At 44.7% G+C, this 17,494-nt stretch carries 14 protein-coding genes; 5 read left to right on the top strand and 9 right to left on the bottom strand.

The features are described from left to right. Positions 1–99 precede the first annotated feature (99 nt). From QUF61_RS12670 to glgB, 9 genes are all read right to left on the bottom strand, one after another. Positions 100–795 carry a GlcG/HbpS family heme-binding protein gene (locus tag QUF61_RS12670; protein WP_289682023.1) on the bottom strand — a complete coding sequence of 232 codons (696 nt, stop codon included), beginning with the start codon at positions 793–795 and terminating at the stop codon, positions 100–102. A 35-nt stretch (positions 796–830) separates the two neighbouring features. Then, a complete protein-coding gene (locus tag QUF61_RS12665; protein ID WP_289682008.1) occupies positions 831–1,991 on the bottom strand; it encodes a PQQ-dependent sugar dehydrogenase in 1,161 nt (386 codons plus the stop codon). A gap of 34 nt (positions 1,992–2,025) precedes the next feature. Next, entirely contained in the window at positions 2,026–3,852 is a 1,827-nt protein-coding gene (gene uvrC / locus QUF61_RS12660; RefSeq protein ID WP_289682007.1) for an excinuclease ABC subunit UvrC, read from the bottom strand. Between the two features lie 207 nt (positions 3,853–4,059). Next, positions 4,060–4,743 carry a YiaD family glycine zipper/OmpA-like lipoprotein gene (locus tag QUF61_RS12655; RefSeq protein WP_103920161.1) on the bottom strand — a complete coding sequence of 228 codons (684 nt, stop codon included), beginning with the start codon at positions 4,741–4,743 and terminating at the stop codon, positions 4,060–4,062. Between the two features lie 73 nt (positions 4,744–4,816). Then, a complete protein-coding gene (locus tag QUF61_RS12650) occupies positions 4,817–5,578 on the bottom strand; it encodes a class II glutamine amidotransferase (protein WP_103920160.1) in 762 nt (253 codons plus the stop codon). A gap of 247 nt (positions 5,579–5,825) precedes the next feature. Beyond that, the gene (locus QUF61_RS12645) at positions 5,826–6,785 is read right to left on the bottom strand and encodes an ankyrin repeat domain-containing protein (protein ID WP_289682006.1); all 960 of its coding nucleotides are present in this window, start codon (positions 6,783–6,785) and stop codon (positions 5,826–5,828) included. Between the two features lie 50 nt (positions 6,786–6,835). After that, positions 6,836–7,684 (bottom strand): c-type cytochrome, encoded by an 849-nt coding sequence (locus QUF61_RS12640; RefSeq protein WP_289682004.1) that lies wholly within the window; start codon positions 7,682–7,684, stop codon positions 6,836–6,838. Between the two features lie 133 nt (positions 7,685–7,817). Then, entirely contained in the window at positions 7,818–9,785 is a 1,968-nt protein-coding gene (locus QUF61_RS12635; RefSeq protein WP_103920158.1) for a cytochrome C, read from the bottom strand. 802 nt (positions 9,786–10,587) lie between these two features. After that, the gene (gene glgB / locus QUF61_RS12630) at positions 10,588–12,756 is read right to left on the bottom strand and encodes a 1,4-alpha-glucan branching protein GlgB (protein WP_289682003.1); all 2,169 of its coding nucleotides are present in this window, start codon (positions 12,754–12,756) and stop codon (positions 10,588–10,590) included. A 266-nt stretch (positions 12,757–13,022) separates the two neighbouring features. Here glgB and QUF61_RS12625 point away from each other — a divergent pair, with 266 nt between their 5' ends. From QUF61_RS12625 to QUF61_RS12605, 5 genes are all read left to right on the top strand, one after another. Continuing rightward, a complete protein-coding gene (locus tag QUF61_RS12625; RefSeq protein WP_289682001.1) occupies positions 13,023–14,180 on the top strand; it encodes a GGDEF domain-containing protein in 1,158 nt (385 codons plus the stop codon). Between the two features lie 89 nt (positions 14,181–14,269). Beyond that, the gene (gene htpX, locus QUF61_RS12620) at positions 14,270–15,151 is read left to right on the top strand and encodes a protease HtpX (RefSeq protein ID WP_177428442.1); all 882 of its coding nucleotides are present in this window, start codon (positions 14,270–14,272) and stop codon (positions 15,149–15,151) included. Continuing rightward, a complete protein-coding gene (gene ispD, locus QUF61_RS12615; RefSeq protein WP_289682000.1) occupies positions 15,148–15,846 on the top strand; it encodes a 2-C-methyl-D-erythritol 4-phosphate cytidylyltransferase in 699 nt (232 codons plus the stop codon). Before htpX ends, ispD begins: the two co-directional genes overlap by 4 nt. Before the next feature lie 317 nt (positions 15,847–16,163). Then, positions 16,164–16,586: a DUF6524 family protein gene (locus QUF61_RS12610; RefSeq protein WP_289682022.1), complete on the top strand. Its 423-nt coding sequence runs from the start codon at positions 16,164–16,166 to the stop codon at positions 16,584–16,586. A gap of 214 nt (positions 16,587–16,800) precedes the next feature. Next, positions 16,801–17,472: a tubulin-like doman-containing protein gene (locus QUF61_RS12605; protein ID WP_289681998.1), complete on the top strand. Its 672-nt coding sequence runs from the start codon at positions 16,801–16,803 to the stop codon at positions 17,470–17,472. The last annotated feature ends 22 nt before the right edge of the window (positions 17,473–17,494 follow it).

Genomic DNA, 17,494 nt, shown 5'->3' with positions numbered 1-17,494 from the left:
TCAACACTCATACATCTTTTGCATCAGGCTGTTGCAAAAACAGGAAGAAATGCTTCCTCCTTCACTCCCAATCGGGTAATTGGGAGCAGGACTTATCATTTAGCCATTCGAGCGAACGGGATGGGTTTTGCTAAAGTCTTTTGCAATAGCCGTTGCCTCAGGTGAACATACAGGATGCCCCCAACCACTTGGACTTGTGCCATCAACAATATCATTGACGATATTGTCATCCTTATTGGGACTGACTCCTGCTGGTATGTAATCCATATTCAGCGCATGACGCACTTTCCATGCAATATTATGATCTGCACAAGAGCTATCACCACTCAGCCCAATTGCCCCAAGAATTTTGCCATCTTCATTATATAAGGCTAAGCCACCACCAAAAACATTAACCCCCCCGATTTTCTTGCCAGCCATCGGGTCATTTTCAGTACCGATGTCATTGCATGAGCCACCATAAGCAACACTGGTATCAACCGGGTTACTGTGCTGTAAGCCATACAAACTGCCACCGGGCTGTACTGCTGAAAAAAGGTTTGCTGTTGATAATGATAAACCTGGAAGGCTGAAAGCATTTGCTGTATTTGCTTTTTGTGCTGAAATAACACGGCTCCCCGGCCATTGATCGCCTCTATCCTCACCTGAGAACGCAACAGCCTTTACAACGCCATCCCTGTCAACGACTGTTGCCCACATATTTAAGCCAAATCCACCATTTTTTTCCTGCACAACAGCCTTAAGAACGCTCTGAAGTTCAGCGTGTGTCAGTGCGTCAATTAATTTAATTGGCATAATCAATTTCTCCTGTATTTTTTAAAAAAATCATTTTAATGCACTTTTGGTTTAAGCCTTAATATAGAACCATTATCAGTGGATAAATACAACCATCCCTCAGGGCTTTCAATCACTGCGCGGATACGCTTTTTTAAACTTTCAAGTAGGCGTTCTTCTACCACCGCCTTACCGGTTTCATCCAGCGTAATCCGGTTTAAGTGCCTAAGGCTCAAAGCCCCTGCGAACAAGTTACCTTGCCAGGCAGGAAAAGCCTTGCCGGAATACAGCATTAAGCTGCCGGGGGCAATGGAAGGAATATACACCTTAACTGCCTGTTCCATGCCTTTTTTATGCGTGCCTTCGCCCACCTGAAATGGCCCCCAGTATTCCTTGCCGTGCGAAATCACCGCCCAGCCATAATTGCGTCCGGGACGTATCAAATTGATTTCATCGCCGCCGCGTGGGCCATGTTCAATGGCCCAGAGGCGTTGCTTATTTTTGTCAAAAACAAGCCCCTGCGGGTTGCGATGACCATAACTCCAGATTTCAGGCAAGGCATGGTCTTGTTTTACAAAAGGGTTATCCGCAGGCACGCTGCCATCTAACAAAAGCCGTAAAATTGAACCGGCATGGGTGGATAAATCCTGACCATTGGGGCGCACGCCTCTATCCCCCACGCTGAAAAATACATGCCCTGCCGAATCAAAAGCGATGCGGCTGCCAAAATGCTGCCTGGTGTCTGTGACTGAGCGGGTAATTAACAAATCCTGCCAATCCAGCAATTGCTGCCCTGTGTGCCGTGCCCGTGCCAGCGTGGTAGCACCACCGCCCTTTTGCGGTTTGCTGTAGGTAAAATAAATCCAGCCACCAGGTTTGTAATCAGGTGCAACCGCCACATCCAGCAAACCGCCCTGTCCAGTGTGCAATACCTTGGGGCCGCCTGTAACGGGTTTGAGCGCACCGGTTTGTGGGTTTAATATTTGTAATTTGCCATTACGCTGCGTGATCAGTATTTCCTTGGCATTAACAAAAGCCATGCCCCAGGGAACCCCTAAACCTTGCGCGACCACTTCCACCTGAAATACTATGCCTGCGCTGTGGCTCTGTAATAAGGGCTGTGCTGCAACCAGGGGTATTGCGCAGCAAAGCGTGAGTAAGCTAAGCCACATCTTAAACCGCAATGAATGATGATACAGACTGCCTGATAATTTCATACTTTGCTCACACCAAAAATATAATAAAGTAGAATTAATGGAAGGCATCATAAATTTTCTGTGCCAGGGCTTGATTGATACCGGTAATCTGAGCCAAATCCTCCACGCCCGCACGTTGCACACCTTGTAAACCACCAAAATAATTAATCAGGTTTTGCCTGCGTTTTGCGCCAATGCCTTCAATCTGTTCCAGTACCGAGATTTTGCGTTGTTTGGCGCGGCGCTGGCGATGCCCACTGATGGCGAAGCGATGGGATTCGTCACGGATATGCTGGATTAAATGCAAAGCGGGATTGTCCTTGCTTAAAATCAGGCTGTCGCGTTCATCCGGTAACAGCAACTGCTCCAGGCCGGGTTTGCGGGTGCGCCCCTTAGCCACGCCCAGCAGACGGATTTCTGGAAGCTGTAATTCTTCCATCACCGCTATCGCCTGTTTTAACTGGCCTTTGCCACCATCAACCACCACAATATCCGGCAATTGGGCTTCCGTTTTCTTCAGCCGCGAATAACGCCGGGTCAATACTTGTTTCATTGCTGCGTAATCATCGCCAGCAGTGACATCTTTAATATTAAAGCGCCGATAATCGTTATAGATGGGGCCATCCATGCCAAATACCACGCAGGAAGCAACCGTGGCTTCGCCCTGCGTGTGGCTGATGTCAAAACATTCCAGGCGGCTGGGCAGCTCTTCCATTTGCAGCAGCACTGCCAGCGCGCTCAAGCGTTCGCGGTGTTGGGTGGGTTTGTGCTGATCCAGACTGGCCCAGGCATTTTGCAGCGCCATTGCCTGCCACTTGGCGCGCGCCCCGCGCACCTTATGATGAATTTTAATTTTTTTCTCATGCTGTGAGAATATCGCCTGTTGTAATATGGCTAAACTGGGAATTATTGGATCAATAATGATTTCTTCCGGTAAATCCCGGCCTGCACTCAGATAATACTGGGTTAAAAATGGTGCTAAAATATCCGGGCTGGCAACATCACGGGTGTGCTTGGGAAACCAGGAACGGCTGCCGAGGTTGCGCCCGTCGCGTATGCTCAGCAATTGTACACAACCCACGCCATCACGCGCCACGCACGCCAGCACGTCGATATTCACGCTGGCTTCGGTTTCCATATATTGATGTTCCTGCAATTGTCGCAGCCGCGCAATCTGATCCCGGTATACCGCAGCCCGTTCATAAGCCTGTTGCCTGGCAGCCTGCTGCATATTATCCACCAGTTGTTCAATCACATGCTGGCTTTTGCCTTCCAGAAACAACACCGCATGTTGCACGTCAATCTGGTATTGGGTTTTATCAATTTCACCCACGCAAGGCGCGGTACAGCGTTTTATCTGGTATTGCAGACAGGGACGGGAGCGGTTGCGAAAAAAACTGTCACGACATTGGCGCACGGGAAACAGTTTTTGCAGCAGTTTCAGGCTTTCATGTACGCTGCGAATGCTGGGATACGGCCCAAAATAACGCCCTTTATCACGTTTTGTGCCGCGATGAAAACTCAGCCGGGGAAAATCACCCGCAGACAGATAAATAAATGGGTAGCTTTTATCATCCCGCAGCAAAATATTATACGGCGGCTGATGACGCTTAATCAGGTTGTTTTCCAGCAGCAGCGCTTCGGTTTCGGTGTGGGTGATGGTGACATCAATGCGGGCAATGCGTGCTACCAAGGCGCGGGTTTTTGGCGTTTGTCCGGCGGGACTGCGAAAATAACTGGAGAGGCGGTTTTTCAGGTTTTTGGCTTTACCGACATAAAGAATCTTGTTGGTGGCATCCCACATCTGATACACGCCGGGTTTTTGACTGACGGTACTCAGAAAGGGTTTGGCATCAAAAGAAAGGGGGCTGCTTGTCTCCATGAAATCTATTATAAGCTGAATTCGATATGAATTTTACGCAACACTCAGGCTGCTGAATAAAGCGGATATCTTACGCTAATATGCGGTATTAAAAATGCCGATAAAGCGCTTGATTTTTAAATGAATTTAATGAATTTTATGTGTAGATGCTTGATCAAAGCATCTTTCAGTCTTATAGGGGCCAAAAGATGCTTTCTGCAAATACGGTTAATTATATGGTGTGCCTTGTGGTACGCCTGTTTGTGGCACTCGTTTGGGATCAACTGAAATTTTAATTTCAACGCGACGATTTTGTGCCTTGCCTGATGCCGTTGCGTTAGAAGCAATTGGGCGGCTTTCACCATAACCCACTGAAGTCAGACGAGCAATATTAAGATTTTTGTGTCGTAAATACCGCTCAATTGCAGCAGCGCGTTGTTCTGACAGCTTTTGATTATAAGCATCACTGCCATCACTGTCAGTATGTCCTTCCAAAGTAATAATATTTTCAGGATATTTAGTGAACACATTAGCCAATTCATCTAATTTCACAGCTTCAATTGCTTTTACTTGTGCCTTGTCATAATCAAATAAAATTCTTAACGTGGCCTCAATCGTTTGCTGTTGCTCGTCATAATTGACATTATCCACACCAGGCACCTGTTTTAATTCTTCCTGTTGTTGGGTCAGACGCTTCCCGATAATGGCACCTAACACACTGCCCACCACCACGCCAACCGCTGCGTCACGGGTACGATTATCACTACCGGTTGCGCCACCAATGGCACTGCCCAAGACACCGCCAATCACTGCGCCACTACCGCCACCAATAGCACTACCCCGTTGTTCTGCGGTCATCGCGCAACCCCCTAAGAGAGATAAAATCGCTAAAACTGAGATAATTTTTTTCATGTTGATATTCCTTGTTGTAAAAAGTACCGAACAGCATAGAACAAAGACAGTAGCGAGGAAAGGCTGGATTTGGTCAGATTAATTCACCTTGTTTTGCGACCAGGATTTCTCCCAGAGCCAATGCGTGCCAGGGTTCATTATTTAAGGGCACGCTGGCAAACAGAATCACTTGCTGTTTTGTGTCCTGTTCACTAAGGCATTGACGTTGCAGGCAATATAAACCGGGTGCATTGAGTGGGCCGTCCAGGACTAAGGAACGTTGGTGACCGTGGGCGAATAAATACTCACCATCGGTGTAAATAAAATTTGCTGAACCCATGTCACGCAGACGCGCAGCAAAGTGCTGTACGATGTCTAGTCGTGTTGCCAGCAGAGGTGGCTTTTGATTTTGCCAGCAGTTTTGTAATTCCCCTAACAACTGGCAAAACGCTTGTTCTGAATCCGTATTGCCTATCGCGTGAAAACAGTTTGCGGCATTGCCTGCCTGCTTGTTGATGTCGGGCAAGTCACCATTATGGATAAATACATGCCGTCTGCCACCAAGTTCACGGCTAAAAGGTTGGGTATTGCGCAGTGCCAGTTGGCCGATGCTGGCACGGCGGATATGGGCCAGTACCAGGTGGCTGCGTAATTGGTTGTGTTGAATGAAAGGGGTATAAATACTCTGTCCGGCTGCTGTGGTATCACGGATTAACTGCACATCATAGTCATCATAAAAAGCGATACCCCAACCGTCTTTATGAATATCTGTGAGGCCGCCATGTTTGGCAAACTCTGCCAGAGAGTCAGAAACCGTCGCTGGATAGCGACCAGACATTGCAAATAACTCACACATGAATCGAACCTGAATATAGCAGTTTTCCCCTTAGGAGTGAGGATGAAATAAGTGCAGAAACTGGGCGCAGGATTTTTATTTATTTTCAAGGCGTGAAAACAGGCGCATAGCAAGCTATGTAACTGTTTTCACAACGCAGAAAATGGAGAAAAAGACCAGCCAAGTTGCTGAAGTTATAAAATTCTCGCTCCTTAGGTAACTCGCAAGAGATAACGCCCCCATAGATGGAAAACTGCTATAACAGTGGCTATTTTTGAGCGGCCTCTTGGCCTAGCAGTTTGGCAACGGCTGTTTTTTTGTTGTCTTGTGCAAGTTGCAGCGCTGTTTTGCCCATTGCAGTTTTAATCGATTTATCCGCATTGTTTGCTAACAGGTAGGATACCACTTCGACATTACCGGCTCTTGCTGCATAAATAAGCGGTGAAGCACTATCTTCATCGGTCATATTAATATTAGCCGCGTGTTCAAGCAAATACTTAACGACAGCAAGATTGCCTTTTTCCGCAGCGTAATGTAGCGCGGCGGCACCGAAATTATCCTGGAAATTGATATTTTTCACTCTTGGCAAGATGATGTCTATAATTTCCTTGTTGCCCTTGTTCACGGCTGCCATCAGCGGGGTGATACCGGCATTATTGGGGACGCATGGTGCAACTTTGTTGCTATACCTGAAAAGGTTTTTAATGACATTGATATGCCCCAGATTGATGGCATAAATGAGTGCTGAATTACCTTTCCTGTCGGATGAGCGGACATCAGCGCCAGATTCCAGCAACTGCGCGGCGATAATATCATTCCCTGCTTTTGCCGCAGTCATCAGCGGATCAACACCGCTTCTGGTGCGATCATGAACATTAGCGCCAAACTCAATGAGTAAAGCGGTGACTTCCGCATGACCATGTTCCACGGCGAGAAGTAACGCAGTTTCTCCCGTTTTGGTTCTGGCGTTAATTTCTGCGCCATAAGTTAATAGCGCCACGATAATATCTGTATTGCCGGATTCTGCGGCAAACATCAGTGGCCTTTTTCCATATTTTCCAGGTGCATCAATATTTGCACCTTTCTCAATCAGGGTTTGTAACTGCTCTACTGTTCCGCCTGATGCGACATCACGAATTCGTTGATCCAGCACACTATCTGCCCACACAGCAGGACATAGCGTCAGGTAGAAGAAAAGTATTGTTAGCAGCCGCGTAAGGTTTGACATGTTGATTCCTTTGTATGCTCATTTAACTATGATTAATAGTTATATTTGTATTATCTATAGCGATCTACTGCTCTTGGTGCAGTCATAAAACCCGGTCTGAAATCAGGGTTTCGCCAATCGTGTGTTTCGGCAACCAGACTTTTGTCAGGTCTTAAACGAGAAACGTAATCCGCAATAATGAAAAGTTGATCATAGCTAAATTTTTTTATTTGCTTGGTCATTTTCTTATCGGCATTACGGCGTCTACCCTCTTTTATCCATTGTAATTGCCGCAGTACATAGTCGAAATGCTGTCCGTGAATGCGTGGATAAAATTTTTCAGCCTCGCCTTCGCCGTTATCACCATGACATTTTTTGCAATTATCAGCATAGAGTTGTTTGCCTTCTTCAAGCCGCATACCTCTACCAATACTATTGTGCGGTACCATTGGCAGTTGCGTGATATAAGCACTTATATCGGTTAATGCCTGGGTGCCTCTGGCAAAGAGGGAGTTGGTAAACGGTATCATGGTGGGGTTATCACGATTCCCCATGCGAATATCCGCTAACTGTTTTAGTAACACAGTTTGATGTTGCCCTGCAATTTGTGGAAAGCGTCCTGAAGGTGATCCCCAGCCTTCCGGTGTGTGACAAGCAGCACAATTTCGGTATAAGGCTTTTCCTTTTTCAAGATCAGGGGTGCCATTAAGTGCCTCATTAACGAGGTTATCTATTTTATCTGACTCAGCTTCAGATTCTGCCTGTGCAGTATTAGATTCTGCCTGTGCAGTATTAGATTCTGCCTGTGCAGCATTAGATTCTGCCTGTGCAGCATTTGAGACAAAAAAAACCATACTTAAACAAAGTAAATTTAAGATAGATTTGGTTTTATTGATTTTTAGAAATAATAAATAGTTCATATTAAATACTTCCTTTTAAATACTTCCTTTTTTGGGGATTATTATGGCAATTATTACGCCGGAAATACGCTAAGCGCATTTCCGACGCAATATTGGTTTAAAGGCAAAGCAGGCTTTGCCTCATGCCAGGATATTATGACATCGTAGTATAACCAATCAAGACCAAGGTTAAGAGGGTTAATCCTGCAAAAATCAGAATTGTGCCCAATAAATTTGATCCTGTTGCCATTGCCTTAGAAGGTTTACTGATCAGGTATTTCTCCAGTTCACCACTGGCTTGCAGACGCTCATACTCAAGCTTATGCTCATGTTTGAATTCGTCAAGCGGTATAGCACCAGTGAAAATCGTCGTGCTCATGGGGAACTTGTCCGGACGGAAATGCGCATTAAAGAAATGCACTGTAAACAGGAACACGGTTGCCAATAGCGCTTCTTCTGCATGGACAATCGTTGCAATGTTAAACACAAAGCCCGGCAAAATGATGGCGGTCTTGGTGGGGAAGAACAGCATAACGCCACTCAAACCAATCACGCCAGCACCCCAGAATGGTGCCCAGTAATCAAATTTCTGCCAGTAAGACCAGCGATCAAAATTAGGACGCTCCGCTCTACCAAAGAACCAGGCGAACATGGCTTTAATATCATCCCAATCCTGCCAGGTTGGCAGCATGGAGGTAGGACCGAACCAGCGGAAGGTTTTGCGCTTGGCAATAAATACCGTATAACTGGCAATCATGATATGGGCAAAGAATACCGATAACCAGATAGTTGCCGCCGTGCGGTGAACAATTGCCTCAATTTGTGGGCCACCCAGCATTTTCATGACAAATACTGCCCACTCGGTATGTGAGAACAACAAGGTTGATCCGGTTAATACCAGCGTCATGGTACTGACGGCAAATAATAAGTGGATAATACGCCAAGCTACACTAAAGCGGCGGAAGTAAACCATATCTTCCTTACTTGGGGGTGGCGGCATATAACCTTTACCTGCTCTGCGATCCTGGAATTCACGATAGAACCACAACAGAACATGCGTCCAGAAGAACAGGAATACAATAATAATCAGTGCATTCATGAACTTGGTAGTAATCCAGATCCACGGATAACGTTCAAAGTCATTGGCGTTGCCATGCGCATGAAAGCTCAAGAAACCTTCTGGTGCATCTTCGTGGCATTGTTGACAGGTTTCCAGACGGTTATCTAGATGAACTTTAGAGGCGGGATCATCAACTTTTTTCAAATCATGGCTGCCGTGACAATCAAAACATTTCGCCGTATTGGTATAACCTAAGCGATTGACTTGACCGTGATAGGATGCAAGATAGGTTTTTTGTGATTCTTCATGACAAGTGCCACAATTTTTAGTTACAGTTAATTTTACTGAGTCTTTATCGGGAGAATCAATATTGTGGCTGGTATGACAATCAGAACAGACTGCGGCTTCAATATTATTTTTTTCCATGACTTCTTTGCCATGAATTGAAGTCATATAATCATGCTCTTGTTTTTCATGGCATTCGCCGCAGACTTCTGCATTTTTTGAGCGAAATTCAGCGCGTTGGGTGCTGCCAATGGTACCGATATTGTGTGCATCATGGCAATCATGACAGGTAGCATTGGTTTTGGATTGATCAGCCATATTGGGACGGGCATGAACTGAGTCCATATAGCTGTCAATTTGCTCCATGACCACTTTCAGACGTTTATGCTTGGGATCGGTACTGTCTTTTTGTTCTTCCCAGGTTTCTTTGTGGCACTGGATACAGCCTACGGTAATGGGGAGTTTTTCATCATGCTCGCCTCTGCTTAAGCTCACATTGGTATGGCAATCCACGCAGTATTGCTCACCATGCACGCTATGCTCAAATTTATCAGGGTCTACATAGATGAATTTCTCTGTACCATCATCATATTCCCAGACTTTTTCATCTTCATCATCATGGCATTTATTACATTTTTTGTTAGGTATAACTTTTTTTGCGGTAGCTTGCGATGCTTCTGCATCGGTTTCGGCATGAACTAATGCTGCATACCCCCCCATTCCTGTCAGGGTGATTGCGACGATTAGCCACGTTTTTATAAGGTCACGTATTATCATATGCGCTCCTATTCTCCTTGTCGTTATGAGTTATCATATTTATTGTTTTACTGAGCAGCTTTTACTAAGGAACAAGGATTTTATAATTCCCAAAACCAAGCTGGCTTTTTTCTCCATTTTCTGCGTTATGAAAACCGTGACATAAGCTGCTTATGCACCTGTTTTCATGCCTTGAAAATGAACAAAAATCCTGCGCCCAGTTTCTGTATTTATTTTATCCTCACGCCTAAGGAGCGAGAATTTTATAATTCCCAAAACCAAGCTGGCTTTTTTCTCCATTTTCTGCGTTATGAAAACCGTGACATAAGCTGCTTATGCGCCTGTTTTCATGCCTTGAAAATGAATAAAAATCCTGCACCCGGTTTCGGTTCTTATTTCATCCTCGTTCCTAAACCTGTTGTGCTTGATATGCAAATGCATGCTCAATAAACAATCAGGCTGAAAAACCTTATCGAGTCTACTATAACTTATCTTTATAGTAAAATTGTAAGATACAATACTAAAATTGTAAGAAATAGTTTTGTATAGACAAAGTGATTGTTCCACCTGGACTTGGTGAAGACAGGGGAAAACCTAATGCGTACTATAATAAGGAGTGAGAATTTTATAACTTCAGCAACCTGGCTGGTCTTTTTCTCCATTTTCTGCGTTGTGAAAACAGTTACATAACTTGCTATGCGCCTGTTTTCACGCCTTGAAAATGAACAAAAATCCTGTGCCCAGTTTCTGTATTTATTTCATCCTCACTCCTAAAGCAAAACATGTTCAGCCTCCTGGCAACTGAACATGTCTGCCTCAAAGCTTAAATCCGCCGTAAAATAATACCTGCCAGCGGTGGTAAAGTTAAACATAAAGAATGCGGGTGATCAGCCCAGGCAACCGCTTCTGTTTCCAGAATATGCTGACCATTACCCATATTGCTGCCACTGTAATATTCAGAATCAGAATTAAAAATTTCCTGATAACGTGCGCCTTCTTCTAAGCCTAAGCGGTAGGCTTCACGGGGTTCTGGGGTCATATTAAGAATAACCAGAAAAGATTCTTCATCATTTTTACGCAGATAACTGAGCACTGATTGTTCCGCATCGTGACAATTAACCCAGTCAAAACCCTGCCATTCAAATTCAAACTGATGCAACGCAGGCGTATTGTGATAAAGATGATTAAGATCTTTCACCAGAGATTTAACGCCTTGGTGCAAGGGATAATCCAGTACATACCAGTCCAATGCTGCCGCAGCATTCCATTCCTGACCCTGGGCAAATTCTGTCCCCATAAAAAGTAATTTTTTACCGGGGTGGGTGAACATATAGGTATACAGCAAGCGCAGGTTGGCAAAACGCTGCCATTCATCACCGGGCATTTTATTGAGCATGGAACCTTTGCCATGTACCACTTCATCATGGGAGAAAGGCAGCAGGAAGTTTTCAGTAAAAGCATATAACATGCTAAATGTCAGCATTTCATGATGGTATTTACGGTAAACCGGATTATTGTTCATATAACTGAGGGTGTCATTCATCCACCCCATGTTCCATTTCATGCTGAAACCCAGTCCACCAAGATAGGTCGGGCGGGTCACTTGTGGCCAGGAAGTGGATTCTTCTGCCATAATTAAGGTGCCGGGGTGCTCACCATGAGAGACCGTGTTGAGTTCACGCATAAACTCAATGGCTTCCAGGTTTTCCCTGCCACCAAATTTGTTGGGAATCCAATCTTCGCGCGAGTAATCCAGATAGAGCATGGAAGCCACGGCATCCACCCGCAAACCATCCAAATGAAATTCTTCCAGCCAGAAAAAAGCATTGGATAATAAAAAGTTTTTAACTTCATTGCGGCTGTAGTTATAAATCAAGGTTGACCAATCCAGGTGTTCACCCTGGCGTGGATCGGCGTGCTCATATAAAGCCGTACCATCAAAACGCGCCAAACCATGCGCATCTTTAGGGAAATGTGCAGGCACCCAGTCGAGAAATACCCCAATCTCATGCTGGTGACAGTAGTCAACAAAATAACGGAAGTCTTCCGGCGTACCGTAACGACTCGTCGGTGCGTAATAACCTGTAGTCTGATAGCCCCAGGAACCATCAAACGGATGTTCCGTAATTGGCAGTAATTCAATGTGACTGAATCCCATGTCCTTGACATAATCCACCAAACGGTGGGCCAATTCCCGGTAGTTTAGAAACGTACCATTCTCACCCTGTTGCCAAGAGCCTAAATGTACTTCATAAATGGACATAGGCGCATGCAACCAATCCCGAGCTTTACGCTTTTGTAACCATTTTGTATCCTGCCATTGATAACCACTTCCATCGGTGACAATAGAAGCGGTATTAGGCCGCATTTCACAGTGCTGGGCATAAGGATCAGCCTTCAGCAAAATTTCGCCACTGTCGCGGTTGCGGATTTCATATTTATATAATGTACCAATTGTCAGCGCAGGAATAAATAACTCCCAAACCCCGCCATCACGCATGCGCATGGGGTAGTAGCGTCCATCCCACTGATTGAAATCACCTACCACGCTAACCCGTTCGGCATTCGGTGCCCATACGGAAAATAATACGCCATCAATACCATCGGCCTGACAGGAATGCGCGCCCAAAAAACGGTAAGCGTGCCAATGCTTGCCTTCCGCAAATAAATGTCTGTCAAAATCTGTTAATTGTGGTGGGAAGCAATAGGGATCGTAATGGGTATGTTGCTGCCCCTGTACATCAGTCCAATGCACCTGATAGCGTGCTGGCAGGGTACTGCTGCGACCTTTCCACTCAAAAAAATCACTGCCTGGCAAGCGTTTCATGATTTGTTTATTTTCAACTAACATCACCGTTTCCGCATTTGGTAGCCAAACACGCACCACATCCCGGTTTTTACCTTCACGGTGACGCCCTAATATGGAAAAAGGATCATGGTGACGGGCTTCGGTAATTCTCTGTAATCCGGTTTTCAATTCTGAACGGTTCATAAGGGACGTCCTTGTTAAAGGCAATGTAATTGATTTATCATTGCAGAGTTGGATACAAAATAACAATAATTCTTTAACCTTATAATTAAGGAATAAGGATTTTATAATTTCCGAAACTGGACGGGGCTTTGCCTCCATTTTCTGCGTTATGAAAATAGTGACATAGCTCGCTATGCGCCTATTTTCATGCCTTGAAAATGAATAAAAATCCTGTACCTGGTTTCAGCGTTTATTTCATTCTTGTTCCTAGAGTTATGTATATTGCCATGTTCGATTTACGCGGTTCACAAAATATTTATTTACTGGATATTTTTGGTGATTTATACCAAAAATATCTTCATCACATCCTGCTGGCGCGTACAACGATGCTTTTATTTCTTGGTATCTGGGTATTGTCAGGCACCCGTAATCTCCAGGATTTTCTGTATTATTCCAGTTTACTCAGCTTGATGCTGGGTCTGGGTCTGGCTTATTTTCTATTTCGAGACGCTACTAATCGATTTCGCTGGAATCCATTATATGCTTTGATCGCGTTGGATGCACTGTTACTCGCGGTGATTTTATTATATCGCCCTTATGCAACAGAACCTTTGCTGGTTCATCTCAATGGTCAGGCATTTTTATATTACTTTGCCTTGCTGGGTTGGAGCGTACTCAGTTACTCGCCGGTTATCACGGCCTGGGCAACACTTTGCAGTGTATTTTTCTGGAATCTAGGTGTCGCTTTATTTCTCTCCGCACCGTATGTGGTTACGCTGGTGCCAGTTGGCGCAGAGCATGACATGATGATGGCAAGCAACAGCGGTTATTGGAACGTCGGCTTACAACAAAGCATATTAATGCTGGCTATCGGCGGCATGTTAAGTTTTGCACTATGGCAGTTACGCGAACAATTAGGCCGACAAATTATCAGTGAGCGTGAATTCCATGAAATTTTGTTGCAAGAAAATAAACAAATACAGCACGAGCAAGAACATCAATCAGAAACGCCCCGGTCACTGGGTGATTATATCGACACAGTAACCGGACTGGGTACACGACTGGCTTTTCAACGTGACAGTGAACAATTTACCAAGGTGTTTGCAGAAGGCCGCCTGATTGATTTAACCATTGCCTTTATTAATCTGGAAGGTGCGGAAAAGTTGCTGCAAGAGCGCGGACAGGAAAGCTATGATGAAATGATACGGGCTTTTGCCATTGCCGCGCGCAAACAATTTCGTTCTTCAGACATGGCATACCGCTTAAAAACCGATCAGTTTGCCTTGCTTGCACCGGGTGCAACACGTGCAAACAGTGTGCGCTTACAGACTTTATTAGAAAATATCATGAAATATGTCAGCGCCCAGGGCTTTCCTGAAATTCAAGGAAAAATGGGTTTATCCACGCTGGAAGAAGCTGAACAAAAAGCAGCGGATGCACCTTAAATAAATGTTAATATTTCTTGAAGCCATAGGCATTGGTTAGCATATCGCATGACTCTAATTTATAAAATTTAAATAAAGGCATTGTACTGATGAAACGTATCTTGTTGTTTCTTGTAACGAACCTCGCCATCATTTTGGTTTTAGGTGTCGTATTAAATATTATATTCTCAGTGTTCGGCATCTCCAGTCGTAGCATGGGGGGATTGTTGATACTGGCTTTAATCTTCGGCATGGGCGGCTCTTTTATTTCCCTGGCTATCTCCAAATGGATTGCCAAACGCTCCACGGGTGCTGAAGTCATTGATGAACCGCAGGATGAAGCCGAGCGTTGGTTATTGAAAACCGTAGAACGCCAAGCCAAACAAGCCGGTATCGGAATGCCAGAAGTGGCAATTTATGAATCAGCGGACATCAATGCCTTTGCCACCGGCATGAACCGTAACAATGCGCTGGTCGCAGTCAGTAGCGGTTTGCTGGACAACATGACAGAAGATGAAGCTGAAGCGGTATTAGGTCATGAAGTCAGCCATGTGGCCAATGGCGATATGATTACCCTGGCTTTGATTCAAGGTGTGGTGAACACTTTTGTGATACTCCTGGCGCGGGTGATTGGTGGCATTATTGACTCTGCCATATCCGGTGATGAAGAAGGCGAAGGCGGTGGCGGTTTAGCCTATTTTGCAATTGTCATGGTTTTAGAACTCATTTTAGGCGTGCTGGCAAGTACCATTGTAATGTGGTTCAGCCGTTACCGCGAATTCCATGCCGACAGCGGTGGCGCACGACTGGCCGGGCGTGAGAAGATGATAGCAGCGCTGCAACGTTTGCAGCAGATGCACGAACCTTCACACCTATCCAGTGAAATGGTAGCCTTTGGTATTTCCGGCAAGGGCAGTCTGGCTTCTTTGTTCAGCTCGCACCCACCACTGGAAGATCGCATTGCAGCTTTGCAGAGCCAGCGTCAGGCATGAAACAGCCCCGTTATTGGGCAGTTGTTCCGGCTGCCGGTATTGGCAAGCGTATGGGGGCAGATCGCCCCAAACAATACCTGCCACTGCTGGAACAACCAGTTATCGCGCATACCCTGGCGCGTTTGTGCGCTGTGGAAAAAATAACTCAGGTTGTGGTGGCGGTGGCCCCCGGCGATCCCTGGTGGTCAAAGCTGTCTTTACCAGAAAAAGTACATGCCGTTGATGGCGGCGCGGAGCGTTGTTTTTCAGTATTAAATGCCTTGGATGCCTTGCAAGAGCGAGCGGCAGCAGATGACTGGGTGCTGGTACATGATGCCGCCCGCCCTTGTATCCGCCATGCTGATATTGAACATTTAATCAACCGCCTCGCTGATCATCCCGTAGGTGGCCTGCTGGCAATGCCGGTACGCGATACCATGAAACGTGGCGATGCAGAAAACCAGGTAACAGCAACTGTCAACCGGGAAAACCTGTGGCACGCCTTAACCCCGCAGATGTTTCGTTTTGCCGCTTTGCGCCATGCCTTGTCTCATGCGCTGGATAATCAGCAACTGGTTACCGATGAAGCGCAAGCAATGGAGCTGGTACAGGCGACACCTGTGCTGGTTCAGGGACACAGCGACAATCTTAAAATCACCCACCCGCAAGATCTTCCCCTAGCCGCCTGGTATTTATCTCAGCAGGCTAAAATTTGAACTGGCATATTGCAGTAATCATTAAACTTGCGTATTCTCATTGTCAGTATCGTTTCCAAAAAGCAGGGTAAAGCTTGGTTTTTAAAAACTAAATGCCTTATTAATCAATCGATTCTGGCTTATGTGGTTTACTCTGGGATTTAAAAAAGATACGTTTTTCAGATAAATAACTCCCGAAAACCTGATAGGTCTCTAAGACCTATCAGGTTTAGCATGAAAATTTAATTATCTGAAAAACTATAAGCCTGCATACTTTTAACTATAGTTTGTCATTTACCATATAAAAATATAAGTCCAAGGAGCTTCCCTTGAAAGTCATGACGCGCTCATCATTCCCTTGGAGGGAATACCTTTTTAGGATATTTTTAGCCTTTTTTTTGGTCTTTGTTACCTATAATCCACTTGGCTTTTCCTATTTTCATTGGTTATACACAGAAACTTTCCATGTTTCGACCTTCAAGATATTTATTGGTATTAGTTTGCTCATTGCCTGGGTTGCCTTTGTGTATGCAACGGCGCGTTCATTAGGGAAGTGGGGGATTTTACTGGCTTTAATCTTTTTTATTGTACTGGTAATGCTGTTTGTTGGCGACATTAATACACTTGCTCAAAATCCATTAATATTGCAATATACTATTATTCTAGTTACCTCCTTATTATTAGGGACTGGCGTTGCTTGGAATATTATTTGGCGTTGGTTTTCTGGTATGTATGAAAAACACGACAATTTAGTTGAATAAATACCTTAGCTTAGACTATTACTAAGCTGAACATGATAGAAAACAGGGTTAGATGCAGTGAGTGCAAAAACTAAGGGATACATAACGTTTATCACTACGTGCTCCTCTTTTTTATATTGATTGCAACGCAATAAAAGCATGAAAAACAAATCATTTTATGCTTTTGAATATATTAATCGATTGGTTATAAAAATCAAAACAAGGAATCAACCACATGAGTAATCACTTAATCATAGGACTGGGTGGAACCGGCGGTAAAATTATTCGAGCTTTACGTAAAATTATTTTTCAGGAATTTCGTGAAGCAGACCCTGAAGCACTTGATATTGGTTACCTTTATATTGATTCTGATCGCAGTATGATGAAAGCTAATGATCCAAGCTGGAAAATATTGGGAAACCAGGTGCAGTTAGGTAAAAATAGCCAGGTATCCATAGAGGGCGCGGATCTTCAAAATTATCTTGACAATATTAATGAATATCCCGGCATTAAAGATTGGATAGGAGACAAGGAGCAATGGCACCATATCCTGCGCAGCTTTGCAAATGGGGCTGTTGTTGGTAGTCAAAAGCGTCGCTTGGGGCGTTTTTTACTTGCCTGCAACATCAAAAAATTTATTAACTCTTTGCAGTTACAGGTTAATCAACTCCGCCATTCAGGTAATGCTGATGTGACTTTTCATATCTGCTGTGGTTTAGCTGGTGGTACAGGTAGTGGCAGTATTATTGATATACTGACCCAGATTCGTAAATTATACCCCTCAACAGGTACAAGTTATAAAGTAACCGTTCAGACCCCCAAAGAAAATATTGTGTATCAGAACAATTTATGTAACAGTATAAAGCATAATCATTCAGGTTCTCACATAGCATATGACTCTCAGTGACAACGATTTACAGCAGATAAAC

The organism is Candidatus Venteria ishoeyi, from assembly GCF_030378065.1.
GTDB classification, from domain to species: Bacteria; Pseudomonadota; Gammaproteobacteria; order Beggiatoales; family Beggiatoaceae; genus Venteria; species Venteria ishoeyi.
Note: the sequence above shows the minus strand (reverse complement) of the source record. Positions and strands in the feature narration are given on the sequence as shown.